The 19424-nt window shown below is 37.3% G+C and carries 19 protein-coding genes; 16 read left to right on the top strand and 3 right to left on the bottom strand.

What is annotated here, in order from left to right:
* The first annotated feature begins 40 nt into the window (after positions 1-40).
* The 14 genes from D1614_RS13605 to D1614_RS25565 all read left to right on the top strand — a co-directional run bounded on the left by D1614_RS13605 (position 41) and on the right by D1614_RS25565 (position 13727).
* A complete protein-coding gene (locus tag D1614_RS13605) occupies positions 41-1537 on the top strand; it encodes a lipopolysaccharide biosynthesis protein (protein ID WP_175579282.1) in 1497 nt (498 codons plus the stop codon).
* Positions 1538-1601: 64 nt separating this feature from the next.
* Complete coding sequence (locus D1614_RS13600; RefSeq protein ID WP_119438499.1) at positions 1602-2804, top strand: polysaccharide pyruvyl transferase family protein; 1203 nt, start codon at positions 1602-1604, stop codon at positions 2802-2804.
* Complete coding sequence (locus D1614_RS13595) at positions 2801-3679, top strand: glycosyltransferase (RefSeq protein ID WP_119438498.1); 879 nt, start codon at positions 2801-2803, stop codon at positions 3677-3679. Before D1614_RS13600 ends, D1614_RS13595 begins: the two co-directional genes overlap by 4 nt.
* Positions 3666-4970: an O-antigen ligase family protein gene (locus D1614_RS13590; protein WP_147384217.1), complete on the top strand. Its 1305-nt coding sequence runs from the start codon at positions 3666-3668 to the stop codon at positions 4968-4970. The genes D1614_RS13595 and D1614_RS13590 overlap by 14 nt, the downstream gene beginning before the upstream one ends.
* 18 nt (positions 4971-4988) lie before the next feature.
* Positions 4989-6152: a glycosyltransferase family protein gene (locus D1614_RS13585; protein ID WP_119438496.1), complete on the top strand. Its 1164-nt coding sequence runs from the start codon at positions 4989-4991 to the stop codon at positions 6150-6152.
* A 12-nt stretch (positions 6153-6164) separates the two neighbouring features.
* Complete coding sequence (locus tag D1614_RS13580; RefSeq protein ID WP_119438495.1) at positions 6165-7100, top strand: polysaccharide deacetylase family protein; 936 nt, start codon at positions 6165-6167, stop codon at positions 7098-7100.
* Between the two features lie 167 nt (positions 7101-7267).
* A complete protein-coding gene (locus D1614_RS13575) occupies positions 7268-7726 on the top strand; it encodes a hypothetical protein (protein WP_162304501.1) in 459 nt (152 codons plus the stop codon).
* Positions 7723-8700, top strand: coding sequence for a GNAT family N-acetyltransferase (locus tag D1614_RS13570; protein WP_119438493.1), 978 nt, complete (start codon positions 7723-7725; stop codon positions 8698-8700). Before D1614_RS13575 ends, D1614_RS13570 begins: the two co-directional genes overlap by 4 nt.
* A 1-nt stretch (position 8701) precedes the next feature.
* Positions 8702-9775: a glycosyltransferase family 4 protein gene (locus D1614_RS13565; protein ID WP_119438492.1), complete on the top strand. Its 1074-nt coding sequence runs from the start codon at positions 8702-8704 to the stop codon at positions 9773-9775.
* A complete protein-coding gene (locus D1614_RS13560; protein ID WP_206610022.1) occupies positions 9735-10964 on the top strand; it encodes a hypothetical protein in 1230 nt (409 codons plus the stop codon). Before D1614_RS13565 ends, D1614_RS13560 begins: the two co-directional genes overlap by 41 nt.
* Positions 10957-11655, top strand: a complete 699-nt coding sequence (locus D1614_RS13555; RefSeq protein WP_119438491.1) for a WecB/TagA/CpsF family glycosyltransferase — start codon at positions 10957-10959, stop codon at positions 11653-11655. Before D1614_RS13560 ends, D1614_RS13555 begins: the two co-directional genes overlap by 8 nt.
* Before the next feature lie 585 nt (positions 11656-12240).
* Positions 12241-12543, top strand: a complete 303-nt coding sequence (locus D1614_RS13550; protein WP_119438490.1) for a nucleotidyltransferase domain-containing protein — start codon at positions 12241-12243, stop codon at positions 12541-12543.
* Positions 12540-13025, top strand: a complete 486-nt coding sequence (locus D1614_RS13545; RefSeq protein ID WP_119438489.1) for a hypothetical protein — start codon at positions 12540-12542, stop codon at positions 13023-13025. Before D1614_RS13550 ends, D1614_RS13545 begins: the two co-directional genes overlap by 4 nt.
* A gap of 219 nt (positions 13026-13244) precedes the next feature.
* Positions 13245-13727: a hypothetical protein gene (locus D1614_RS25565; protein WP_147384215.1), complete on the top strand. Its 483-nt coding sequence runs from the start codon at positions 13245-13247 to the stop codon at positions 13725-13727.
* A 382-nt stretch (positions 13728-14109) separates the two neighbouring features.
* Here the strand turns inward: D1614_RS25565 and D1614_RS13535 are convergent, their stop codons facing one another.
* From D1614_RS13535 to D1614_RS25735, 3 genes are all read right to left on the bottom strand, one after another.
* Positions 14110-14808, bottom strand: a complete 699-nt coding sequence (locus D1614_RS13535; protein ID WP_119438487.1) for a hypothetical protein — start codon at positions 14806-14808, stop codon at positions 14110-14112.
* Positions 14809-15080: 272 nt separating this feature from the next.
* The gene (locus tag D1614_RS13530) at positions 15081-15266 is read right to left on the bottom strand and encodes a hypothetical protein (protein WP_147384213.1); all 186 of its coding nucleotides are present in this window, start codon (positions 15264-15266) and stop codon (positions 15081-15083) included.
* 610 nt (positions 15267-15876) lie between these two features.
* The gene (locus D1614_RS25735; protein ID WP_162304500.1) at positions 15877-16062 is read right to left on the bottom strand and encodes a hypothetical protein; all 186 of its coding nucleotides are present in this window, start codon (positions 16060-16062) and stop codon (positions 15877-15879) included.
* 667 nt (positions 16063-16729) lie between these two features.
* On the opposite strand from D1614_RS25735, the gene D1614_RS13525 reads away from it, so the two are divergent.
* Entirely contained in the window at positions 16730-17452 is a 723-nt protein-coding gene (locus D1614_RS13525; protein WP_119438485.1) for a sugar transferase, read from the top strand.
* An 843-nt stretch (positions 17453-18295) separates the two neighbouring features.
* A complete protein-coding gene (locus D1614_RS13520) occupies positions 18296-19246 on the top strand; it encodes a UDP-glucuronic acid decarboxylase family protein (RefSeq protein WP_119438484.1) in 951 nt (316 codons plus the stop codon).
* The last annotated feature ends 178 nt before the right edge of the window (positions 19247-19424 follow it).

Genomic DNA, 19424 nt, shown 5'->3' with positions numbered 1-19424 from the left:
TATGTCATCTCGAAATAATAGACGAATAGCAAAAAATACCATGATGCTGTATTTTAGGATGCTTCTAATGATGGGGGTATCTTTATTTACAGTACGGGTGGTCTTAGACACATTGGGAACGGTAGATTATGGACTTTACAATGTAGTTGGTGGTATTGTAACTATGTTTTCTTTTTTAAGTGCCACGATGTCTGGAGCATCTCAACGTTTTTTCTCTTTTGAATTAGGACGCAAAGACTATACTCAATTAAAAAGGATCTTTAGTATTACATTACTCATTTATGCAATATTTGGAGCAATTGTTCTTTTCTTAGCAGAAACAGTAGGTTTATGGTTTTTAAACCACAAACTGACTATACCCTCAGAACGAATAAGTGCTGCGAATTGGGTATATCAGTTTTCTATCTTTTCTTTTATTGTAACCATGTTTCGCACTCCTTATAATGCTATAATTATAGCTAATGAAAAAATGGATGTATATGCTTATGTTAGTATTGTTGAAGTAATATTAAAACTGTTAATTGTTTATCTTCTATTACTATTTTCTTTCGATAAATTAAAATTATATGCTGCTTTAATGTTCGTTGTAACATTAATAGTTGCATTGGTATATATAATTTATTCGCGACGAAAATTCGAAGAAACAAAATTTACATTTTATTGGAATATATCTCTTTTTAAAGAGATTTTAAGCTTTTCCTTTTGGAACTTATTTGGAGCTATTGCCGGTATATTCAAAGGGCAAGGAGTTAATATTGTTTTAAATATGTTTTTCGGTCCGGCAGTAAATGCGGCACGTGGTATTGCTTTTCAGGTAAATAGTGCACTCAACCAATTTGTACAAAACTTTATGACAGCGACAAAACCTCAAATAATAAAATATTATGCAGAAGGAGAAAAGGGAAAAATGTTTAAGTTAGTTTTTTTAAGCTCTAAACTATCTTTCCTATTACTCTTTATTGTTACAATGCCGGTCATACTTGAAACCAATTTTGTATTTAATCTTTGGCTAAAAGAAACTCCTGAATATGTCATTTTATTTAGCAGATTAATTCTTATTAATACGTTAATTGATTCTTTATCGTACCCATTAATTACAGCTGCCCAAGCCACAGGGAAAATAAAACAGTACCAAGCATTAATTGGAGGTGTAATGTTATTAAACTTACCTGTTTCATATTTCTTTTTAATGCTAGGCTATTCCGCTCAATCCGTTTTTATTATTGCAATTATAATTTCTATTATAAATCTATTTCTTCGTTTATTTATGTTGAAAAAGATGATAGGTTTATCTTTAAAGCAATTTGTGTCTGATGTTTTGATTCGTATATCCATAACTGCTGTTATTGCTTATATTCTTCCTTGTTTTGTTTTCATAAAATTAAGTTATGGCATCTCCCGATTCTTTATCGTTGTTTTAATGGGGTTTGTTTCATCTTGCATTGTAATTTACTCTATTAGTCTATTAAAAAACGAGAGAAAATATATAATTAAATCTATACTATTCATAAAAGACAAAATATTTCATTTAAACTAAAGAACCCATACAGGCTCTGCCTTGGGTAGTTTAGTTATTTACTAAAAAATGCCAAAGTTTATTCATGAAGAGAATTTTATATTTAATTGGTCCCTATGATCGATACAATTACGGTGATATTTTATTCCCGATACTTATAACGAAAGAACTAGTAACTCATTTCGATTCTATCGAAATTCTTTCAACGACCAAATCAGATCTTACAAAAATAGGTGGATTTAAAACAGAAGATTTTAAAGGTCTAAATAGGCTTAAATCAAATAATAAAAACACATTGGTTGTTGCTGGGGGTGAAAGTTTATTTGTTAACTGGGGTATACTCGCCTCATACCTTATCAAGCAATTCAGACATTTAAATGTAATATTTGTAATCATAAGGCGTATTTTTGGATATTCAGCTAAGTATAGACTTCAGAATTTCATTGGAAGAATACTTCTAGGTGGAAAAACATATATTCCACTAGCTGTTGGAAAGCATGAAATAAAAAATTTAAATTACTTAGTATATAATTCACTTGGAGGAACAGCTTTAAACAATGATCTACTAAAAAAATTCCCTAAAATAATAAGAAATTATAACAGTGTGGATTATTTGGCTGTTAGAGATAAAAAAACAAATCTGGTTTTAAAAAAGAATAATATAAAATCTCTTTTAGTTCCAGACATTGCAATTTTAATTTCTAAACATTTCAATAATACCTTTCTAAAAAGTAAAATTTCGAATCAAGTCAAAAACGAAAATATAACGAACAAGTCTTATATATTTTTTCAAATAAGTAAAAGCATAGGGAACGATAAAATAGACATAATAGCTGATCAATTAAGAATAATTCATGAAAAAACAGGTAAAGAAATTGTTTTGTGTCCTATTGGCATTGCTTTAGGCCATGACAATCATCTGGTATTAACTAAATTAAGTAACCAACTAGAATTTAATCATTTAATTTTTGACGAGAATGTGAATATTTGGGACATTATGTACCTAATTTCTAACAGCTGCTTATATATAGGGACAAGTCTACATGGAGTAATTACATCAATGAGTTATGGAATACCCTATGTCGGGCTTGAGATATTAAAAGTTAAAGCATATATAGAAACATGGGGAGTAAAGGAGATGTCAAAAATCTCTAATGTTAATAATTTCACAAATGATGCTATTAAAGCTTTAGAATTGAATTCCTATGATCAATTACGTAAATCATTCGAAATGCAAAAACAAATAGTTGAAGATTTTCTTGATAAAACGATAAGAACTTTAAAATGAAAAAGCTCATAAGTATCATTATAGTTACTTACAATTCTCAAAAGCTGATTTTTGATTGTTTGTCATCAATTATCGCACAAAATGATATTGGTAATAGTCTAGAGATAATTGTCGTTGACAATTCTAGCGATGATGTTGACAATATATTCGATCGGATAAAGGATCAATTTGGGGAAAACATCATACTTGTAAAAAACAAGATTAACGGGGGATATGGTCAAGGTAATAATGTGGGAATAAAAATTGCGAGTGCACCTATAATAATGATTATGAATCCAGATGTCAGGTTGTTTATTCCAATCTTTCAAAAAGCCATAGCTCATTTTTCAAAAGAAAACGTAGTTATGCTGGGGATGAGTCAATGGGCATCACCTTACAAAAAAGTTAGAGCGTTTGGATTTGATTCTGTCAAAATAAATTACTACACAGAGCTATTAATATCAAAAATCGCCTTTAAGCTTGATTTGTACAACCAAAAGTTAATGCACATTTCGGGTGCTTGTTTTTTTCTTCGAAAAGAATCATTTGAAAACATTGGAGGATTTGATGAAAATATATTTATGTATGGTGAAGAGGTCGACATAAAGTTTGGCTTATTAAGTAAAAATTGCAAGAATAAGATAAGGTATGACAACAAGATGAAGTATATACATCTTATGGGTAATAGAGAATACAATTTTACAAAAGACAAAAAGATTATTCATTCGCGAATTTATGTATGTAATAAATTCAATATTACTTCTATTAAATATATTAAAAATAAGATATTATCTATTAAGTTCCGCTTAAGCAAGATCAAGGAGAATAATGATTTAAAAAAAGAATACCGCAATACTCTTCAATATTTAAATGAAAAAAAACATGAGTGTTCTTAATATTCAATTATCCGATTCTCAGAAGAATTATTCATTTGATTTTATTTTTATTGCGCTATTAACTAGTGTTCTCTCTGGAATCATTGGTCCTTTGCCTGTTATATTATATCTAATTTATAAATTAGGTAAGTCAAATAATATTTCCGCTGCAATTGTATTACTCCTTTATGCAAATCACTCAATTGGAGCTTTTTTTAAATTTGTACAATTCCCTATTCCTGGTGCAATCGTAACATTATTGCTTGGAATACTTTTTATTAGAAAAGAAATATATTCTTTAGTCCGTTCGAATAGTTATTCCATTATATACTTTATAATCGTAATTGTAATTTGCCTATTTGCATTTTTATATGGACCAGTACATAGTTATAGCATAGCTAAGTTAATTACAATAACATTTAAAGGAAGCGTTTCGTTAATTGCTTTTTTACTGATCACAAGCAGAAATTTTAGCAATCGAAATGTTGCAGAAATTTTAGCAATAATTTGTTTGTTGTACCTAGCAATGGCATTTCAGTATGCGCGTTTCCCACACCCAACATCTGTTTTTGATTTTTCGTTTTTTCGCCAAACTGCTGTTCTCAACATGCATGACGATAACAGTATCTCAATTTCATACCACCACCTTGGTTTAACAAGTATGATGGGGATTGCATTTCTAATTTATGGCAATAATAAATCAGTCGTAACAAAAACTAATATTATTTTATTTATTCTTTTCCTGTATATAATTCTTTTGTCACAGGCAAGACAAGCCATTTTGGGTACAACAATACTTATTGGTGCCAAGATGTTTTTATCATCGAACAAACCAACCATAACAAAAACATTAAGATTATCACTTTTCTTTTTATTTGCGATTGTTCTGCTTCAGCTTATTAAAACCACTGAAATGCAGAATTCTTTGACTTTTAATCAAGGAATTGAAAAGGCAATTAACCGGGATTTTGCGGATGCTTTTAGTATTATTAAACAGTATCCAATCTTCGGAAAGGGATTAGGCGGGTACTCTAGCACAGGATTACGGAATTATCCACATAATATAATTCTGGAGATTTTATGTGAATTTGGAATTATTGGGTTCATATTATTAACTTTTACGGTAATGTCTTATGTAATGCTAAAAAAATTTAGCATTACATATTTTACACAAAATAAATCATTTTACATGCTAATAATTATAGCCTTTTTTATTCGTGCGTTGATTAGCAGTGATTTAACTGAAAATATTGCCTTGTTTTCTGCCCTATTTGCAATTCAATGTAATCCTTTATTCAAAAGAATCAACTAACATAATAATACATCATCGATGAAAAAAATTAACTGCCTAATATATTTATGCGTTGGAAATCCTTCTGTTCTTGAAGCTCAGGTATTAGAGCTTCTAAATTATTATAATTCGAACAACACTTTTCCAGAGGTAATTTTATTGCAAGGGTATAAAAATAAAAAGGAAAAAATTGCAATAGAAAAAAAATTACAACCATATCCTATAAAATATATATGGTTTAAATATTATCCGATATACTTTTTACCTTCAATATTTACAATCATCTCTTTATATAAATCACTGAATAGAATTATAAAGGATAAAAAATCATACTTCCTGCATATTAGGAGTGATATGTTTGGTTTCTTTGTCAAAATAATATTTGGAATAAAAAAATGGCCATTAAATATTCTTATTGACGTTCGTGGAATCGGTACTGCAGGATTAACATATAAAAAGAGATTATCTAATACCGCTTATGTTCGGTCTTATTTCAAAATGAAATTAATAAAATTCGAATACAAGCATCTTTTCAAGCAACCTTATATTCATTTATCTGTGGTTTCTCCTGCAATAAAAAAGGAATTTATTTCAAAATATAATTATCCTGAGAAATATATTACGGTTAATCCTAATATCTCCGGACAACAATTTAAATTCGACCCACTATCCCGAAAAAACATACGAAAAGAATATGGGTTCCGCGATAGCGATTTGGTTGCTATTTGTTCTTCAAATGGTGGAGCTAAATGGCAAAAAGATTTTGAAATTATTAAACATCTGGTAAACATCGGAATTAAGGTTGTAAACCTATCGCCGCATCCTGTTAAAATTGAAGGTTTAATTAATAAAATAGTACCGTTTCAAGAGATGCCCAAATATTTGTCTGCTGCAGATATTGCAATTTTATGGCGTGAAAATGATTTTATGAATGAAGTGGCATCTCCCTCAAAGTTTAGCGAGTTTGCTTCTATGGGTTTATTTGTAATCCATAATGGTTCTGTAGATATTGCTCAAAAGCACATAATCAATACTAATGCTGGAACTATTATTAAACAGCCCGAAGAAATAACCTATGAAAAATTAAAAAATATTGATTTTAGTAAAAGAGCGTATTGGTCTGATGCTGGGATTAGTTTATTCGGTATTGAAAATATTGCTGAAAACTATGTTTCAAAATATAACGAAATATACAATTCATAAATAAAACTATTCATGAAGCGCAGTATTTTATTTTACTACATCAAAACGTTATTGTCTATACTGCTTTTTTATTCAGGCAGCATATTTTTATTAAAATTATTCTTTTCAAAACGTGAATCATTGTTAATTCTCAACTACCATAATTTCTCAAAATACAACAACTACAAAATCAAACGCGGGAATATACAGGAAACCGGTTATGCCGATAATTTCGAAAAGCAAATGCGTTTTTATAAGAAGCATTTTAATTTTTGTTACCCCGAGGATTTTTTTGCTGGCAAATGCGCCAAAGGCATCAATGTGCTCATCACCTTTGATGATGGCTACAAAGACAATTACGATATTGCCTTACCCATATTGGAAAAATATAAAGCAGCGGCTGTGTTTTTTATTACAACCAATTTTATTGGCAGTAATAACTGGTTGTGGCACGACAAGGTGCGTTACCTGGTTGTTAAAGGTAAAATGAATGCAAACGAAGCGGAACATCAACTAAAAAAAATGAACCTTGGCTTTCCGGTTGATATTGCTTTTAAAAATAAAATTGAAACACTTTTTCATGAGACACCAAAGCGTTTGATAATGAGCTGGGAGGAAGTTAAACAATTGTCCGATAATGGTTTTGTAATTGGAGCACATACTGCTAATCATAGAATTTTGGATTCACTGGATGAAAATGAACAGCGAAATGAAATTAAACCCTCCATAAACAAGATTAAAGAAAACCTGCAAATCAAAACTGAGCATTTTGCTTTTCCAAATGGCTTGTACAATGAAACAACACTTGATATACTTAAAAACAACAAAATTAAATATGCATACACTACAAAAAATGGCTTTAATAAATTTGAGAATTGCTCAAAAGTGCGGTTAAAACGCATCGGGATAAATGCTTCTGATACTATTGATATGGTACTTTTAAAACTTTTACGCAACGCAAAAAAATGAGCATAAAAGCCAAAATAAAACAATACGGAATTAAAAACAGCTTAAAGCGGGCTGTTAAAGCAATGCTACGACGTATTGGCATTCAATACGAATCGTTTTGGTATATGGTTTATCATATCAACGAAGCAGAACTTTCCGGCAAAATGATGCGATACGACTATTCTGATGTGCAGGAACTGAAATACGAGGATTTTTTAAAAGGTGACCCACAGATTTTTACGAATAAAAAAATGGAACTGATTCAACAACGTTTCAAAACGGGGAAATATTGGGCTTATGGAATTGTGAAAAATAATACCCTTGCCTATTCATGCTGGGTAAATGCTGAAAAATTGCAATATCCCACCGTTATAAATAAAACAACACCTTTCAGCCAGAATGAAGGTCTATTGCAAGATGCTTATTGCCATTCTGAACACAGAGGCATGGGGTATCATTCAAAAATGAACCTCTACCGCTTGTTTAAGATGAAAGAAAAACAACTGAAGAGAGCAGTCGCAATCGTTCTGACTGAAAATATTCCGGCATATAAAACGCAACTAAAGTCAGGCTTCACTGCATCAAAAAAAGTTACTTTTTACAAAATACTCAACAAAACCTTCTTATTTGAAAAAGAACTGTCATGATTGAAATACAAGACGCAAAACTTTTTTTTGAAATACAATCAAAATTTGAACGGATACCCTTTACACAATCCGAAGCCTGGTATAATTATTCGCAAGCGAAAGGCGAATCCATCGTTTTTTTTGTTGATGATGAGAATGATACGCAAATTGCATTTTGGGGAAGAAAAAAGAAACTCCCTTTCTTTTCAAAACATATTTTACTTGTTGATACTCCTTTGTTGAAGCCAAATCTTACGGAAAGAACTATCCGTAAACGGTTTTTATCGATGATAGAATACAATTATATTGGATTTGAAATTGATTCAATTTCTGAATACGATGTCGAATACGAAGTTGGATTACGACGAGCTGGTTTTCTGAGACCTTTGGGATTTTCCAAGTGCCCTCTTTCAATAGAAATGGACTTAACTCAACAATTTAATTATGATTCGAATTGGAAGCGAAATGTCAAACAAGCTAAAAGTCTAAATATCACAATAAATGAAGTCAAAAATCCAACTTCTCATGACGCTCAAATTTTTTGTGATATTTTTAATGAAACAAAAAGAAATAAAGAACTAAGCTATTCGTTTAAAAATAAAGAGATTTTTAGTCTAATAAATAGCCATTCCATAAGCCTATTCATTGCCCAAGATAGAAACAATAAAATTGTTTCTTCTCAAATATTTTATTCAACCAATAAATATTGTTATTCCATTCTAAGAGCAAATAGTACAAGCTCAAGGAACAATAATGCATCATATTTATTATACAATGATATTTTTGAGACTTTATCAAAAAGTAACTATAAAACCTATGACTTTGGCCGAATTCCTCCAAGTAACCATTCTACAGACTCTGTTTATGTATTTAAAAATGCCTCGCGGGGAAGAAAAATTCAATACAATGGAGAGTGGGTATTCTATAAAAAGAAATGGGTGGAATATTTGATGTTCGTTTATAAACAATTTGTATTGAGAAAGCAACGCTATTAAAATGCTTAAAATATTGTTAATAACACCCAATCTAAATATTCCCGGTGGTGTTACCGAATTTAATAAAATGCTACTGCATTACAGTTCTCTCAAAATTATTTCATTTAACCTATGGGGAGCAGGGAAAAAACAAAATAAGGTCACAAAGTTCTTCGCGTTAATCCTTAACATTTTTCGATTTACAGCAATTGTAATTGTATCCAAAGCAAATATAGTTCATCTGGGCCCATCGCTTGGATCTAACTCCATTAAACGAGATGGCATTATGTGTGTTATCGCAAAGTTTTTCAACAAAAAAGTATATCTCCATTGGCATGGGTGGAATCCGGACAACGAGTTCTTACTTGAACCGCCAAAACTTAGATTTATACAAAAAACCATTTTTAGGGCAAATCATATCACGTTTCTGTCTTCTCACTTTCAAAGCCTTTTTATTTCAAAAGGCTATAAAAATAGTTCAAACGTGGGTAATACCTTTGTTGACGATAATTTATTAAAAGATTTCAAATTATCGTCTAATTCAAAATCAACGGTAAACATCTTGTTTCTTTCAACAATTTCGAAGAATAAAGGAATTTATTTAGCATTAGATGTATTTTCAAGCTTAGCTGATGATCATAATATTACCTTCACAATAGCAGGTAGTGGTCCTGAGTTAGAGAATATAAAAATGCAAGTTCCAAAGAATTTACAGAATAAGATATTTTTTCTTGGACACGTATCCGGCGCAAAAAAGGTAGAAGCGTTTAATGAAGCTGATATATACATTTTTCCATCCTACTACGAAGGGATGCCAACTTCGGTTTTGGAGGCAATGGCATTTGGGTTGCCAGTGGTTTGTAGTAAGGTAGGTGCCATACCCGACTTTTTTGAAAACTCAAAAATGGGTTTCATTCATGATAAAAATGACATTGAAGCATTCAAAAATTCAATCAAAAAACTAATTAATGACGAAGCGTTGCGAAACTCAATAGGCAGATTTAATCACAAATTTGCAACAGAATATTTTTTAGCATCAAAAGCTGTAGCCCGGATTGATGCAGATTATAAACAACTACTTATCCATGGATGCTAAAACACTCAATTCATTTCTTGCATTAAAGTCATATATAGAATCCCAAAACTTCGCCGGGTGGGACCCCTACGATGGCCTCAACTCCCGGGTATTCCAGGCTACGCCATTAAAGCATTGGGATTTGGCTCGTTTAGCCTGGATACAGGGTTTTAAACGCTCCCCCATTAATTTAAGAAAACTGTTGTTGGTGCCCAAAGAATACAATGCCAAAGGCATCGGCTTATTTTTAACAGGCTATTGTAATTTATTCAAAGCACAAGCATCTTCTCAATCCACCGGTTTTGGAACACAACAAGAGATACGAACGACCATTGATCATCTGGCGGAATTGCTCATACAACTGCAAAGCAAAACTTACTCGGGCGCTTGCTGGGGGTACAATTTCGACTGGCAGGCACGGCGCTTGTTTCTTTTTCCCAAAAATACGCCAACAGTTGTTGCCACTTGTTTTTGTGCTTCCGCTCTTTTTGAAGCTTACGAAATAACAAAAAACGAAACGTATTTGGAGACCGCATTGTCGGCAGTTAACTTTGTTATCAACGATTTAAACCGGACACCGAAAAAGGAGGGATTTCTATTTTCATACTCACCTCGGGAAGGTAATAATACGGTTTACAATGCTTCGTTGCTGGGTAGTAAGTTGCTGAGTTTATGTTATAAATACAGCAAAAAAGAACAGCACAAAGAACTGGCTAAAGAAAGTATTATTGCTTGTTGTAATGCACAGGAAAAGGATGGTTCGTGGGTGTACGGTGAATTACCCGTGCAGAATTGGATCGACAGCTTTCATACCGGATACAATTTGGATGCGCTGCAAACTTACCAGGAGAGCACAGGAGATCGTTCTTTTTCAGAAAATATTGAAAAGGGGTTTGAATATTATATCAAAAACTTTTTCAGGAAAGACGGAACACCTAAATATTATCATAACAGCACATATCCGATAGATATACATTGTCCTGCCCAGCTTTTTGTAACGCTAAACCGCCTGCACAAATTCGACGAAAATAAACAGCTGGCCCATACGGTGATGAATTGGACAATTAAAAACATGCAGGATAAGAAAGGATACTTTTATTATCAGTTAAAGAAAGGAATTAGTTCAAAGATTCCTTACATGCGTTGGAGCAATGCTTTTATGTTCTATGCCATGTCGTACTATTTATTAAATACCACTTCCAATGGATAACACCACCATCAACGGCGTTAATGTTTATTCATTTTCATCCCGAAAAGAATTAATCCGTTACGTTTCCACACAAAAGAAAAGCTTGATTGCAATAAATGCAGAAAAGATATTGCACGCCAACGAACAAACACGTTCCTTGATCAATCAGAATATTGGCTATGCGGATGGCATTGGTGCTGTTTGGGCCTTAAAGAAAAAAGGGTTTAAAGAAGTTGTCAAAATCCCGGGCTGCGAATTGTGGCTGGATATTGTAAAAGAGTTTTATCAATCAAAAAGCTTCTACTTAGTTGGTTCCAAAGAAGAGGTTATTCGGGCAACAGTGAAAAAGCTTCAGCAGGAATACCCGGGTATCAATATTTTGGGTTATCGTAACGGCTACATCAAAACACCAGAAGAACAAGCTGAATTAATTCGAACAATTGCCGAGCAAAAACCCGATGTTGTTTTCGTAGCCATGGGCTCACCCAAACAGGAATTAATCATGCAGGAAATGCAGCAACATCACCCTGCTATTTATCAAGGCCTGGGAGGTAGCTTTGATGTGTACATAGGCAATGTGGAACGTGCCCCCGAATGGTGGGTAAAAAATAACATGGAATGGACCTACCGCCTGATCAAACAGCCTTCCCGTATCAAACGGCAGATTCATTTGGTACGCTTTGCGTTTCTCTTGCTGATAGGAAAGTATTAAGGTTTTAGACCCCGCTGCCGCGACATTGCATCTCGTGATGAACAAACAACACCACATTACTTGCGGCGCATACAGCGCCCAATTTCTAGTAAACGATTTAATTGCGCCGCTTTTATTCGCTGCGCTCATTACCCCCGGGTTAAAACCCGGGGCTACAAAGGCCTGTCCGTCAACTGACGGATTCCGCCCCGCCGGGGCTTAAAACCCCGCTGGTGCGCGATTGCATCGCGTTCCCTCTCAAACCAGCAATAAAGAATAAGGAATAAAGAATAAGAAATAACTAATAAGGTTTTACCATTGCAAGAACTACCTTGAAGTGTTTTGAAACGACCATGACAAATATTTGCCACAAATAAGCATTATTAAAATCATGGGAGTTCCATCTAATACGGTTGAAAGCTTTTAATTTTAATTAGATGAAACGAACATGAGAAAGGTTTCACACATAAGAGAATGATTATAAGTCTGCGGGTTCTCCCGGGTGCTCGGGATTACCAACGAAAATTATCTCTTATAAACAGATGTAAACCTTCAGGGTTTAAACCGGCTACAATATATTTTAAGTAAATTTTCTACATTTGTATTATGCGGCTCACCAGCTACGAAATAGCATGTATAAAGGAACAAGCTACCCGGTATTTTGGGAAAGATGTAAAGGTGCATTTGTTTGGTTCCCGCACCGACGATTCGAAACGCGGTGGAGACATCGATTTGTTTATTCAATCGTATGAAAGGCAAATGCTCTCTGTTCGGAATAAGATTAAATTTCTGGCTGCTTTAAAGCAACAGTTGGGAGAACAAAAAATTGATGTTGTCCTTGATAATTCTGCCGAACGCCGCAAAACAACCTTTTTTCAAACCATCAGTAAATATGCCGTTGCTTTATGAATGTTGCCGATAAATCCGATAAACTGAGGGAAGCATTTTTGATTTGTGAAGTGCATTGGAAGCGTATTTCCTTTGCCCGTACTAAGGTGCTTAATTTTTTCCCTCTCACCGAAAACAACTATAAATCACTCGCGCCGGAAGACCTGAGCTATTTCGACCAGTTGATATTTCGCTTTTCAAAATTTCAGGACAATATGGGCAACCGTTTGTTTCCGGCTTTACTCGAAAACCTTGGAGAAGACACAACAGGTATCCCGTTTATCGATCTCCTTAATAAAATGGAACAATTAAAGCTTCTGGAAGACCACAACGAATGGCTTGAATTACGCGAAACACGTAATATTGTAACCCACGAATACCCGTTTTTTACCCCTGAAATAATTGAGGGATTAAACCTTTTAATTGAACAATTGGAGGTACTGCAAAAAATATGGAAGCGCATAGAAACATTTATTCGTTCCAGGTTCGACCTGGCGATTTAAGTTTTGCTGCGAATTTCCACCGCTGGTGCGCGATTGCATCGCGTTCCCTGTCAAACCAGCAATAAAGAATAAGAAATAACCAATAAGTAATAAGGTTTTACCATCACAAGGACACCCTGCTGATGAGAAATTACCCCGCTGCCGCGAGATTGCATCTCGTGGTGAACAAACAACACCACATTACTTGCGGCGCATACAACGCCCAATCTCTAATAAACGATGTTATTGCGCCGCTTTTATTCGCTACGCTCATTCCCCCGGCATAAATGCCGGGGCTACAAAGACAGCGCCCCGCTGGGGCTAATAACTAGCTGCTGCGTTATTGCATCTGTTTCAACAATACAATTTACGATGCCGCCCTGCAGCCGGTTCTTAAGCAACAGCGTTGCGGTACTATTTATAGAAAATTCCAGGAAAGAAAAAATAAGCCCCAGCGGGGCGGAACATCCTGCAACAACGCTGGTGCGCGATTGCATCGCGTTCCCCGTCAAACCAGAAATAAAAAATAAGAAACAACCAATAAGTAATAAGGTTTTACCATTACAAGGACACCCTGCTGATGAGAAATTACCCCGCTGCCGCGAGATTGCGTCTAGTGGTGAACAAACAACACCACATTACGGCGGCGCATACAACGCCCAATTTCTAATAAACGATTTTATTGCGCCGCTTTTATTCGCTACGCTCATTCCCCCGGGTTAAAACCCGGGGCTACAAAGGCCTGTCCGTCAACTGACGGATTCCGCCCCGCTGGGGCTAATACCCAGCTGCTAACACCGCTGGTGAGCGATAGCCTCTGTTTCAACAATACAATTTATGATGCCGCCCTGCAGCCGGTTCTTAAGCAACAGCGTTGCGGTACTATTTATAGAAAATTCCAGGAAAGAAAAAATAAGCCCCGGCGGGGCGGAACATCCTGCAACAACGCTGGTGCGCGATTGCATCGCGTTCCTCGCTAAACCAGGGACAAAATATAGAATAAGGAATAACAAATAAGAAACGAGTATCAAACATCAAGAATCGAGTATCAAGCATCAAGAATCGGGTATCAAGCATCCAAAAAAAGGCCCCGCAGGGCCTCTCTTTAATCCATCGCCGGCGCCGGGTCCGGAGTTTCTTCCTGCGAAGTTCTTCGCCCGGTGTAATCAACAATGATTCGGGCATTTTTGTACTTCGCATAAAAATCGGGATGCATAAACTGAAACGGAAGCATCAGCGTATCGATCTCTTCGCGCAGCAAACGGCTGGTTTCGGCAATCAAAGCGCCAATGTTGGTGGTAGAAGCTTTCCGGGTACCCGCAGCTACGCGGTTTTGCGGAATCGCCAGCTTAAAAGCAGCTGTTTTTTGCTGCAGTTCATCCAGCTCGGCCTGCGTTACAAAATAAGGCTCCAGTTCGGTCACCACAGGCACAGCCAGGTTATAAATCACCACTGCAATGTCGAACAATTCAGGATCAGAAACTTTGCTTAGGTACGAAGGGCTGTACTTCACCTTCTTCCGCAAATTGGCATCTTTGGTGGCCGTTGCAAAAGCAGCCAATGCGGCCGTCACTCGTTGTACCAGTTGGTTAAGGTCGATACGTAACTGCTCTTTTTCCAGGGTAAGCCCCGAAATCGCTTCTTCCTGCACTTGCCGGTGTCCTTCCAGTTCGCCCAGCTGCCCTTTAAACACCTGGTGCGTTAAAGTTAGCACCCCCGAAGAGGCAAACAGCGTTGAATGGTCCTCCAGCACCTGGTTAACAGCACTGAACATCCGGATCTTGTTAATTTGTTTTAAGTTCATACGTCTGTGATTAAATGGTTAGAAATTATTTCCAGCCCTCAATGATTTTTCCGGTTCGGATGCATAGTTCCCAACTGTTTGCTAAAATGGATGTTTGGAAAGAATACATGTTTACTGAATAAAAATTGAGTTATGGATGTTATCTTTTTCAAGATAAAACCTTCCGGATAAAAATCAAAATAAACACAACAAATTAACATACAAAACACTAGAATACTGATACTTGAATACAAACATCCATATAAAAGCGTCAACAAATATCAAACGAATGATCAATAAAAAAGAAACAACGACAATACTCTATTCACGGCAGGCAATCTTTTATGATCAGGTGTCATCACATCCCGCAGCAGTGCCATTCTTCCCCGCACCGCCGACAGAATAATATGCAGTACCGACAATGCTTTTCCGGTAAGTGTCAATTTGTTTCCGGCAAGTGCCAGCTGACAGCGCGTCATGTTCAGTTTGTTTCCGGCTACCTCCAACTGACAGCGCGTCACTCGCAACTTATATCCGGTCGCTAACAACTCGTTTCCGGTAAGAGACAATGCGTTTCCGGGTAATTTTTAGATACGAAACAACACCGCGCCGGATCGCATCTCCCAGCTGGTGCGCGATTGTCTGTCAACTGACAGATACTTCTTTGGGCACAAAAGAACAAATAGAAAATACGCAAGCCAGTAGCTTAGTGCTTAGCGCATAAGTAGCGAGATAGTCAAGAGCTTCAGGCTTCGAGCCACAAGAATTAAAGCATTGAATTGGAATACCGACATTTTTCGCTGACGGGATGGCTGTTTCCCCGTAAGCATGAAAGAAATAAGATCTTTACCATTTCAATAACAACCCTCAAATGTTTTCAAAACCTTCAAGGTTTAAATAAACAGAAACACGCTGTTGATGAAAAATTACCCCGCTGGTGCGCGATTGCATCTCGTGGTGAACAAACAACACCACATTACTTGCGGCGCATACAACGCCCAATCTCTAATAAACGATGTTATTGCGCCGCTTTTATTCGCTACGCTCATTACCCCCGGGTTAAAACCCGGGGCTACAAAGGCCTGTCCGTCAACTGACGGATTCTGCCCCGCTGGGGCTTAAAACCTGCTGCTGCGCTATTGCATCTGTTTCAACAATAAAATTTACTATACTGCTCTGCAGCCAATTCTTTAGCAACAGCGTTGCGGTGCTATTTATAGAAAATTCCGGATGAGAAAAAATAGACATTGTAGAACAACCCTGAAGCGTTTTCAAAACCTTCAAGGTTTAAATAAACAAGAAAACCCCCGCTGCTGAGCGATTGCATCGCGTTCCCTGCTAACCCGGCTGCAAAAAAATAAGAAATAAGGAATAACAAATAAAAAACAACGAATAAACACTACGCTAACAGGATGGTATTAACAGCACCACCTCCCCCTAATTCCGCTCAGCTACATTAGGGTACTCCCTGCCTGAACTACGAACGGCAGGCAGGCTCCTGGCCAGGAAGAGAAACGTTCGTAGTTCAAAAAATACAATAACCATAGCGGCGTATCCGCAAAATTTGCACTGGCAGAAATACAACAACGCCGTCGTACTAAAAAATAGCCGTCATTGCGAAAGAGGCGCAGCCGATTGAAGCAAACCATTCGCGAAGTCCGTGCAATTCGTGGATAAAATAAACACACCCGCTGCTGCGCGATTGCATCGCGTTCCCTGTCAAACCAGAAATAACCAATAAGTAATAAGGTTTTACCATTTCAAGAACAACCCTGAAGTGTTTTCAAAAACTTTAAGGTTTATAAACAGATGAAACCATCATGCAATTGCACCTCACGACAAATGCACATCAACGTATTCCGGTACAATTGACCAGTTGATCAATTTAGCAATTTTACAATTTAACAGTTTCGCCGTTTAACAGTTTATCAATTTATAAAAAATGACAACCATTGAAGAACCCAAAGAGGCATTTCCCTATACACCTCCCACAACTGAGATCAGGGAAAAATATGCCGAGATTTTTGCCTTGAAAGAACCGCTAAAGGTGCCTTTCCCAAAGCTCTTGTTTGATAAGGCAGTGGCCTTGTTTTTTCTACTGCTCGCCTCCCCCATACTCTTGTTGCTGCTTATTGCCAACTGGGTGGAAGGACTGCTGATCAAGGAAAACAAAGGACCGCTTTTCTTTTATTACTACGGAATGAGTCACGGTCGCAGGTTTAAAAAATGGAAGATCCGGCTGATCAAGGAAAGCTACATCGACAAAGAACTGCAGGCGATGGGTGACTGGCATGCCTACCAAAACGAATGGATGCCCGAAGCCAGAACCTACGTTGGAGCCTTTGTCAAAAAGTTTTACCTCGATGAAATACCGCAGTTCTACCTGATCCTAAAAGGCGATATGTCGTTTGTGGGGCCGCGTCCGCTGGCAGTGCATCACTACGAGCGCGACCTGGCACAGGGCAATGTCACACGCCGTTTGATTCGCGGCGGTTTGCTGGGCTACGGACACGTAAGAAAAGGCACCTCCGAATTCGGGAAACCCCTGTATGAATATGAATACGTGTACCGCTACCTTCACTACTCCCCTTTTCAACTTCTGATGACCGACCTTTATGTGATCTGGCGTGGCATAGTGGTGGTACTAAAAGGAGGCGGACATTAAGAAGATTGGAAGGGTGGAAAGTTAGAAGATTAGGAGATTAGAATGATGAGTAACGATGGTCGATTTCAGACCTCCGCCACAATGCCCCGCTGCCGCGAGATTGTATCTCGTGGTAAACAAACAACACACTCTAGTACAATTTATCAATTTCCCCTCCTGGCAGGAGGGGTGTCAGCGTGGCTAAACAAAAAAATTGAAATACCTACATATTTACGCTGACGGGGTGGTTGTTTTACTGCGACACACCACGGCGGCGCACACAACGCCCAATCTCCAACAAACGATTTAATTGCGCCGCTTTTATTCGCTTCGCTCATTACCCCCGGATTAAAACCCGGGGCTACAAAGGCGGCGCCCCGCTGGGGCTTAAGAACCCGCTGGTGCGCGATTGCATCGCGTACCTTATCAAACCAGAAATAAAAAATAAGAAATAACCAATAAGTAATAAGGTTTTACCATCACAAGAACAACCTTGAAGCGTTTTCAAAACCTTCAAGGTTTAAATAAACAGAAACACCCCGCTGGTGCGCGATTCCATCGCGTTCCCTCTAACCCGGCAGCAACAAAAAAATAAAGAATAAAGAATAAGAAATAAAAAACAAGGGATTCCAGCCTGGCTGACAGGCAGAATTCAAAAATCCGCGCAATCCGTGGATAAAACCCTACCGGCGCGAAAGCATCCAGAATCCAAAATCAAGTATCAAGTATCAATCTTCAAGCCTTAACTCAATCCATCAGTCCTTCAATCCCTCAACCCCTCAGTATACAATCGTTTTCCTTGTTACTTCTCCAAATAATAAGTAACATTGAGGCAGCCAAATTTTAGCCAAAACCAGTGATGCAATGAAAAGAATTCTAGTAACAGGAGGTGCGGGATTTATCGGGTCGCATCTGTGCCAGAGACTTTTAAACGACGGGCACGACGTGATATGCCTCGATAACTATTTTACCGGCTCGAAACAAAACATACTTCCCATGCTGGGGCATCCGATGTTTGAACTCGTTCGGCAGGATGTTACCCACCCCTATTTTGCTGAAGTGGACGAGGTGTACAACCTGGCGTGTCCGGCCAGTCCGGTGCATTACCAGTACAACCCGATCAAAACCATTAAAACCTCCGTAATGGGGGCAATTAACATGCTGGGCCTGGCCAAACGTGTAAAAGCCAGGATACTGCAGGCCAGTACCAGTGAAGTGTATGGCGATCCTACCGTTCACCCGCAACCCGAAGAGTACTGGGGGAATGTAAACCCCATTGGTCCCCGCTCGTGTTACGACGAAGGCAAACGCTGCGCCGAGTCGCTGTTTATGAATTACCACGTACAGAACGATGTTAAAATCAAGATCGTACGCATATTCAACACCTATGGCCCCAATATGAATCCCAACGACGGCCGGGTGGTTTCCAACTTTATCGTACAGGCCTTAAAGGGAAATGACATTACTATTTTTGGAGACGGATCACAAACCCGCTCTTTTCAGTACGTCGACGACCTGGTGGAAGGAATGGTGCGAATGATGCAAACTCCGGATAACTTTTTAGGGCCGGTGAACATTGGAAACCCCAACGAATTTACCATGAACGAACTGGCTGAAACCATACTGGAGCTAACCGGCTCCTCGTCAAAAATAGTCTTTCAGCCCTTACCGCCCGATGATCCCAGGCAACGCCGTCCCGACATTTCTCTTGCCCGGGAAGCTCTTAACGGTTGGGAACCTAAAGTGCAACTTCGGGAAGGACTAAAAAATACGATTGCTTATTTTGAACAGCTGCTGAAACAATTGGAGGAATAGACAATCATTTTCTTTTTTAAACAATAAAACAATATTTCCGACCTACGCTTTGTTTATACCATATCACTGGTTTACAAATGCCATCTGTGAATTGAAACAGTTTTTTACAAACCCGAGTTAATACTTGTCAAGCTGTCTGGTTCAGTTTTTTTATTGATTTAACCAGTTAGCTGTTATA

This window comes from Maribellus luteus (genome assembly GCF_003576475.1).
Taxonomy (GTDB): Bacteria; Bacteroidota; Bacteroidia; order Bacteroidales; family Prolixibacteraceae; genus Draconibacterium; species Draconibacterium luteum.
Note: the sequence above shows the minus strand (reverse complement) of the source record. Positions and strands in the feature narration are given on the sequence as shown.

Excerpts from the sequence above, each read along its gene's own strand:
- D1614_RS13550 (WP_119438490.1), top strand. The coding sequence starts at position 12,241 with ATGCGGCTCACCAGCTACGAAATAGCATGTATAAAGGAACAAGCTACC.
- D1614_RS13580 (WP_119438495.1), top strand. The coding sequence starts at position 6,165 with ATGAAGCGCAGTATTTTATTTTACTACATCAAAACGTTATTGTCTATA.
- D1614_RS13545 (WP_119438489.1), top strand. The coding sequence starts at position 12,540 with ATGAATGTTGCCGATAAATCCGATAAACTGAGGGAAGCATTTTTGATT.
- D1614_RS13570 (WP_119438493.1), top strand. The coding sequence starts at position 7,723 with ATGATTGAAATACAAGACGCAAAACTTTTTTTTGAAATACAATCAAAA.
- D1614_RS13605 (WP_175579282.1), top strand. The coding sequence starts at position 41 with ATGATGCTGTATTTTAGGATGCTTCTAATGATGGGGGTATCTTTATTT.
- D1614_RS25565 (WP_147384215.1), top strand. The coding sequence starts at position 13,245 with ATGTTATTGCGCCGCTTTTATTCGCTACGCTCATTCCCCCGGCATAAA.
- D1614_RS13535 (WP_119438487.1), bottom strand. The coding sequence starts at position 14,808 with ATGAACTTAAAACAAATTAACAAGATCCGGATGTTCAGTGCTGTTAAC.
- D1614_RS13520 (WP_119438484.1), top strand. The coding sequence starts at position 18,296 with ATGAAAAGAATTCTAGTAACAGGAGGTGCGGGATTTATCGGGTCGCAT.
- D1614_RS13585 (WP_119438496.1), top strand. The coding sequence starts at position 4,989 with ATGAAAAAAATTAACTGCCTAATATATTTATGCGTTGGAAATCCTTCT.
- D1614_RS13555 (WP_119438491.1), top strand. The coding sequence starts at position 10,957 with ATGGATAACACCACCATCAACGGCGTTAATGTTTATTCATTTTCATCC.
- D1614_RS13530 (WP_147384213.1), bottom strand. The coding sequence starts at position 15,266 with ATGACGCGCTGTCAGCTGGCACTTGCCGGAAACAAATTGACACTTACC.
- D1614_RS13590 (WP_147384217.1), top strand. The coding sequence starts at position 3,666 with ATGAGTGTTCTTAATATTCAATTATCCGATTCTCAGAAGAATTATTCA.
- D1614_RS13525 (WP_119438485.1), top strand. The coding sequence starts at position 16,730 with ATGACAACCATTGAAGAACCCAAAGAGGCATTTCCCTATACACCTCCC.
- D1614_RS13565 (WP_119438492.1), top strand. The coding sequence starts at position 8,702 with ATGCTTAAAATATTGTTAATAACACCCAATCTAAATATTCCCGGTGGT.
- D1614_RS13600 (WP_119438499.1), top strand. The coding sequence starts at position 1,602 with ATGAAGAGAATTTTATATTTAATTGGTCCCTATGATCGATACAATTAC.
- D1614_RS13595 (WP_119438498.1), top strand. The coding sequence starts at position 2,801 with ATGAAAAAGCTCATAAGTATCATTATAGTTACTTACAATTCTCAAAAG.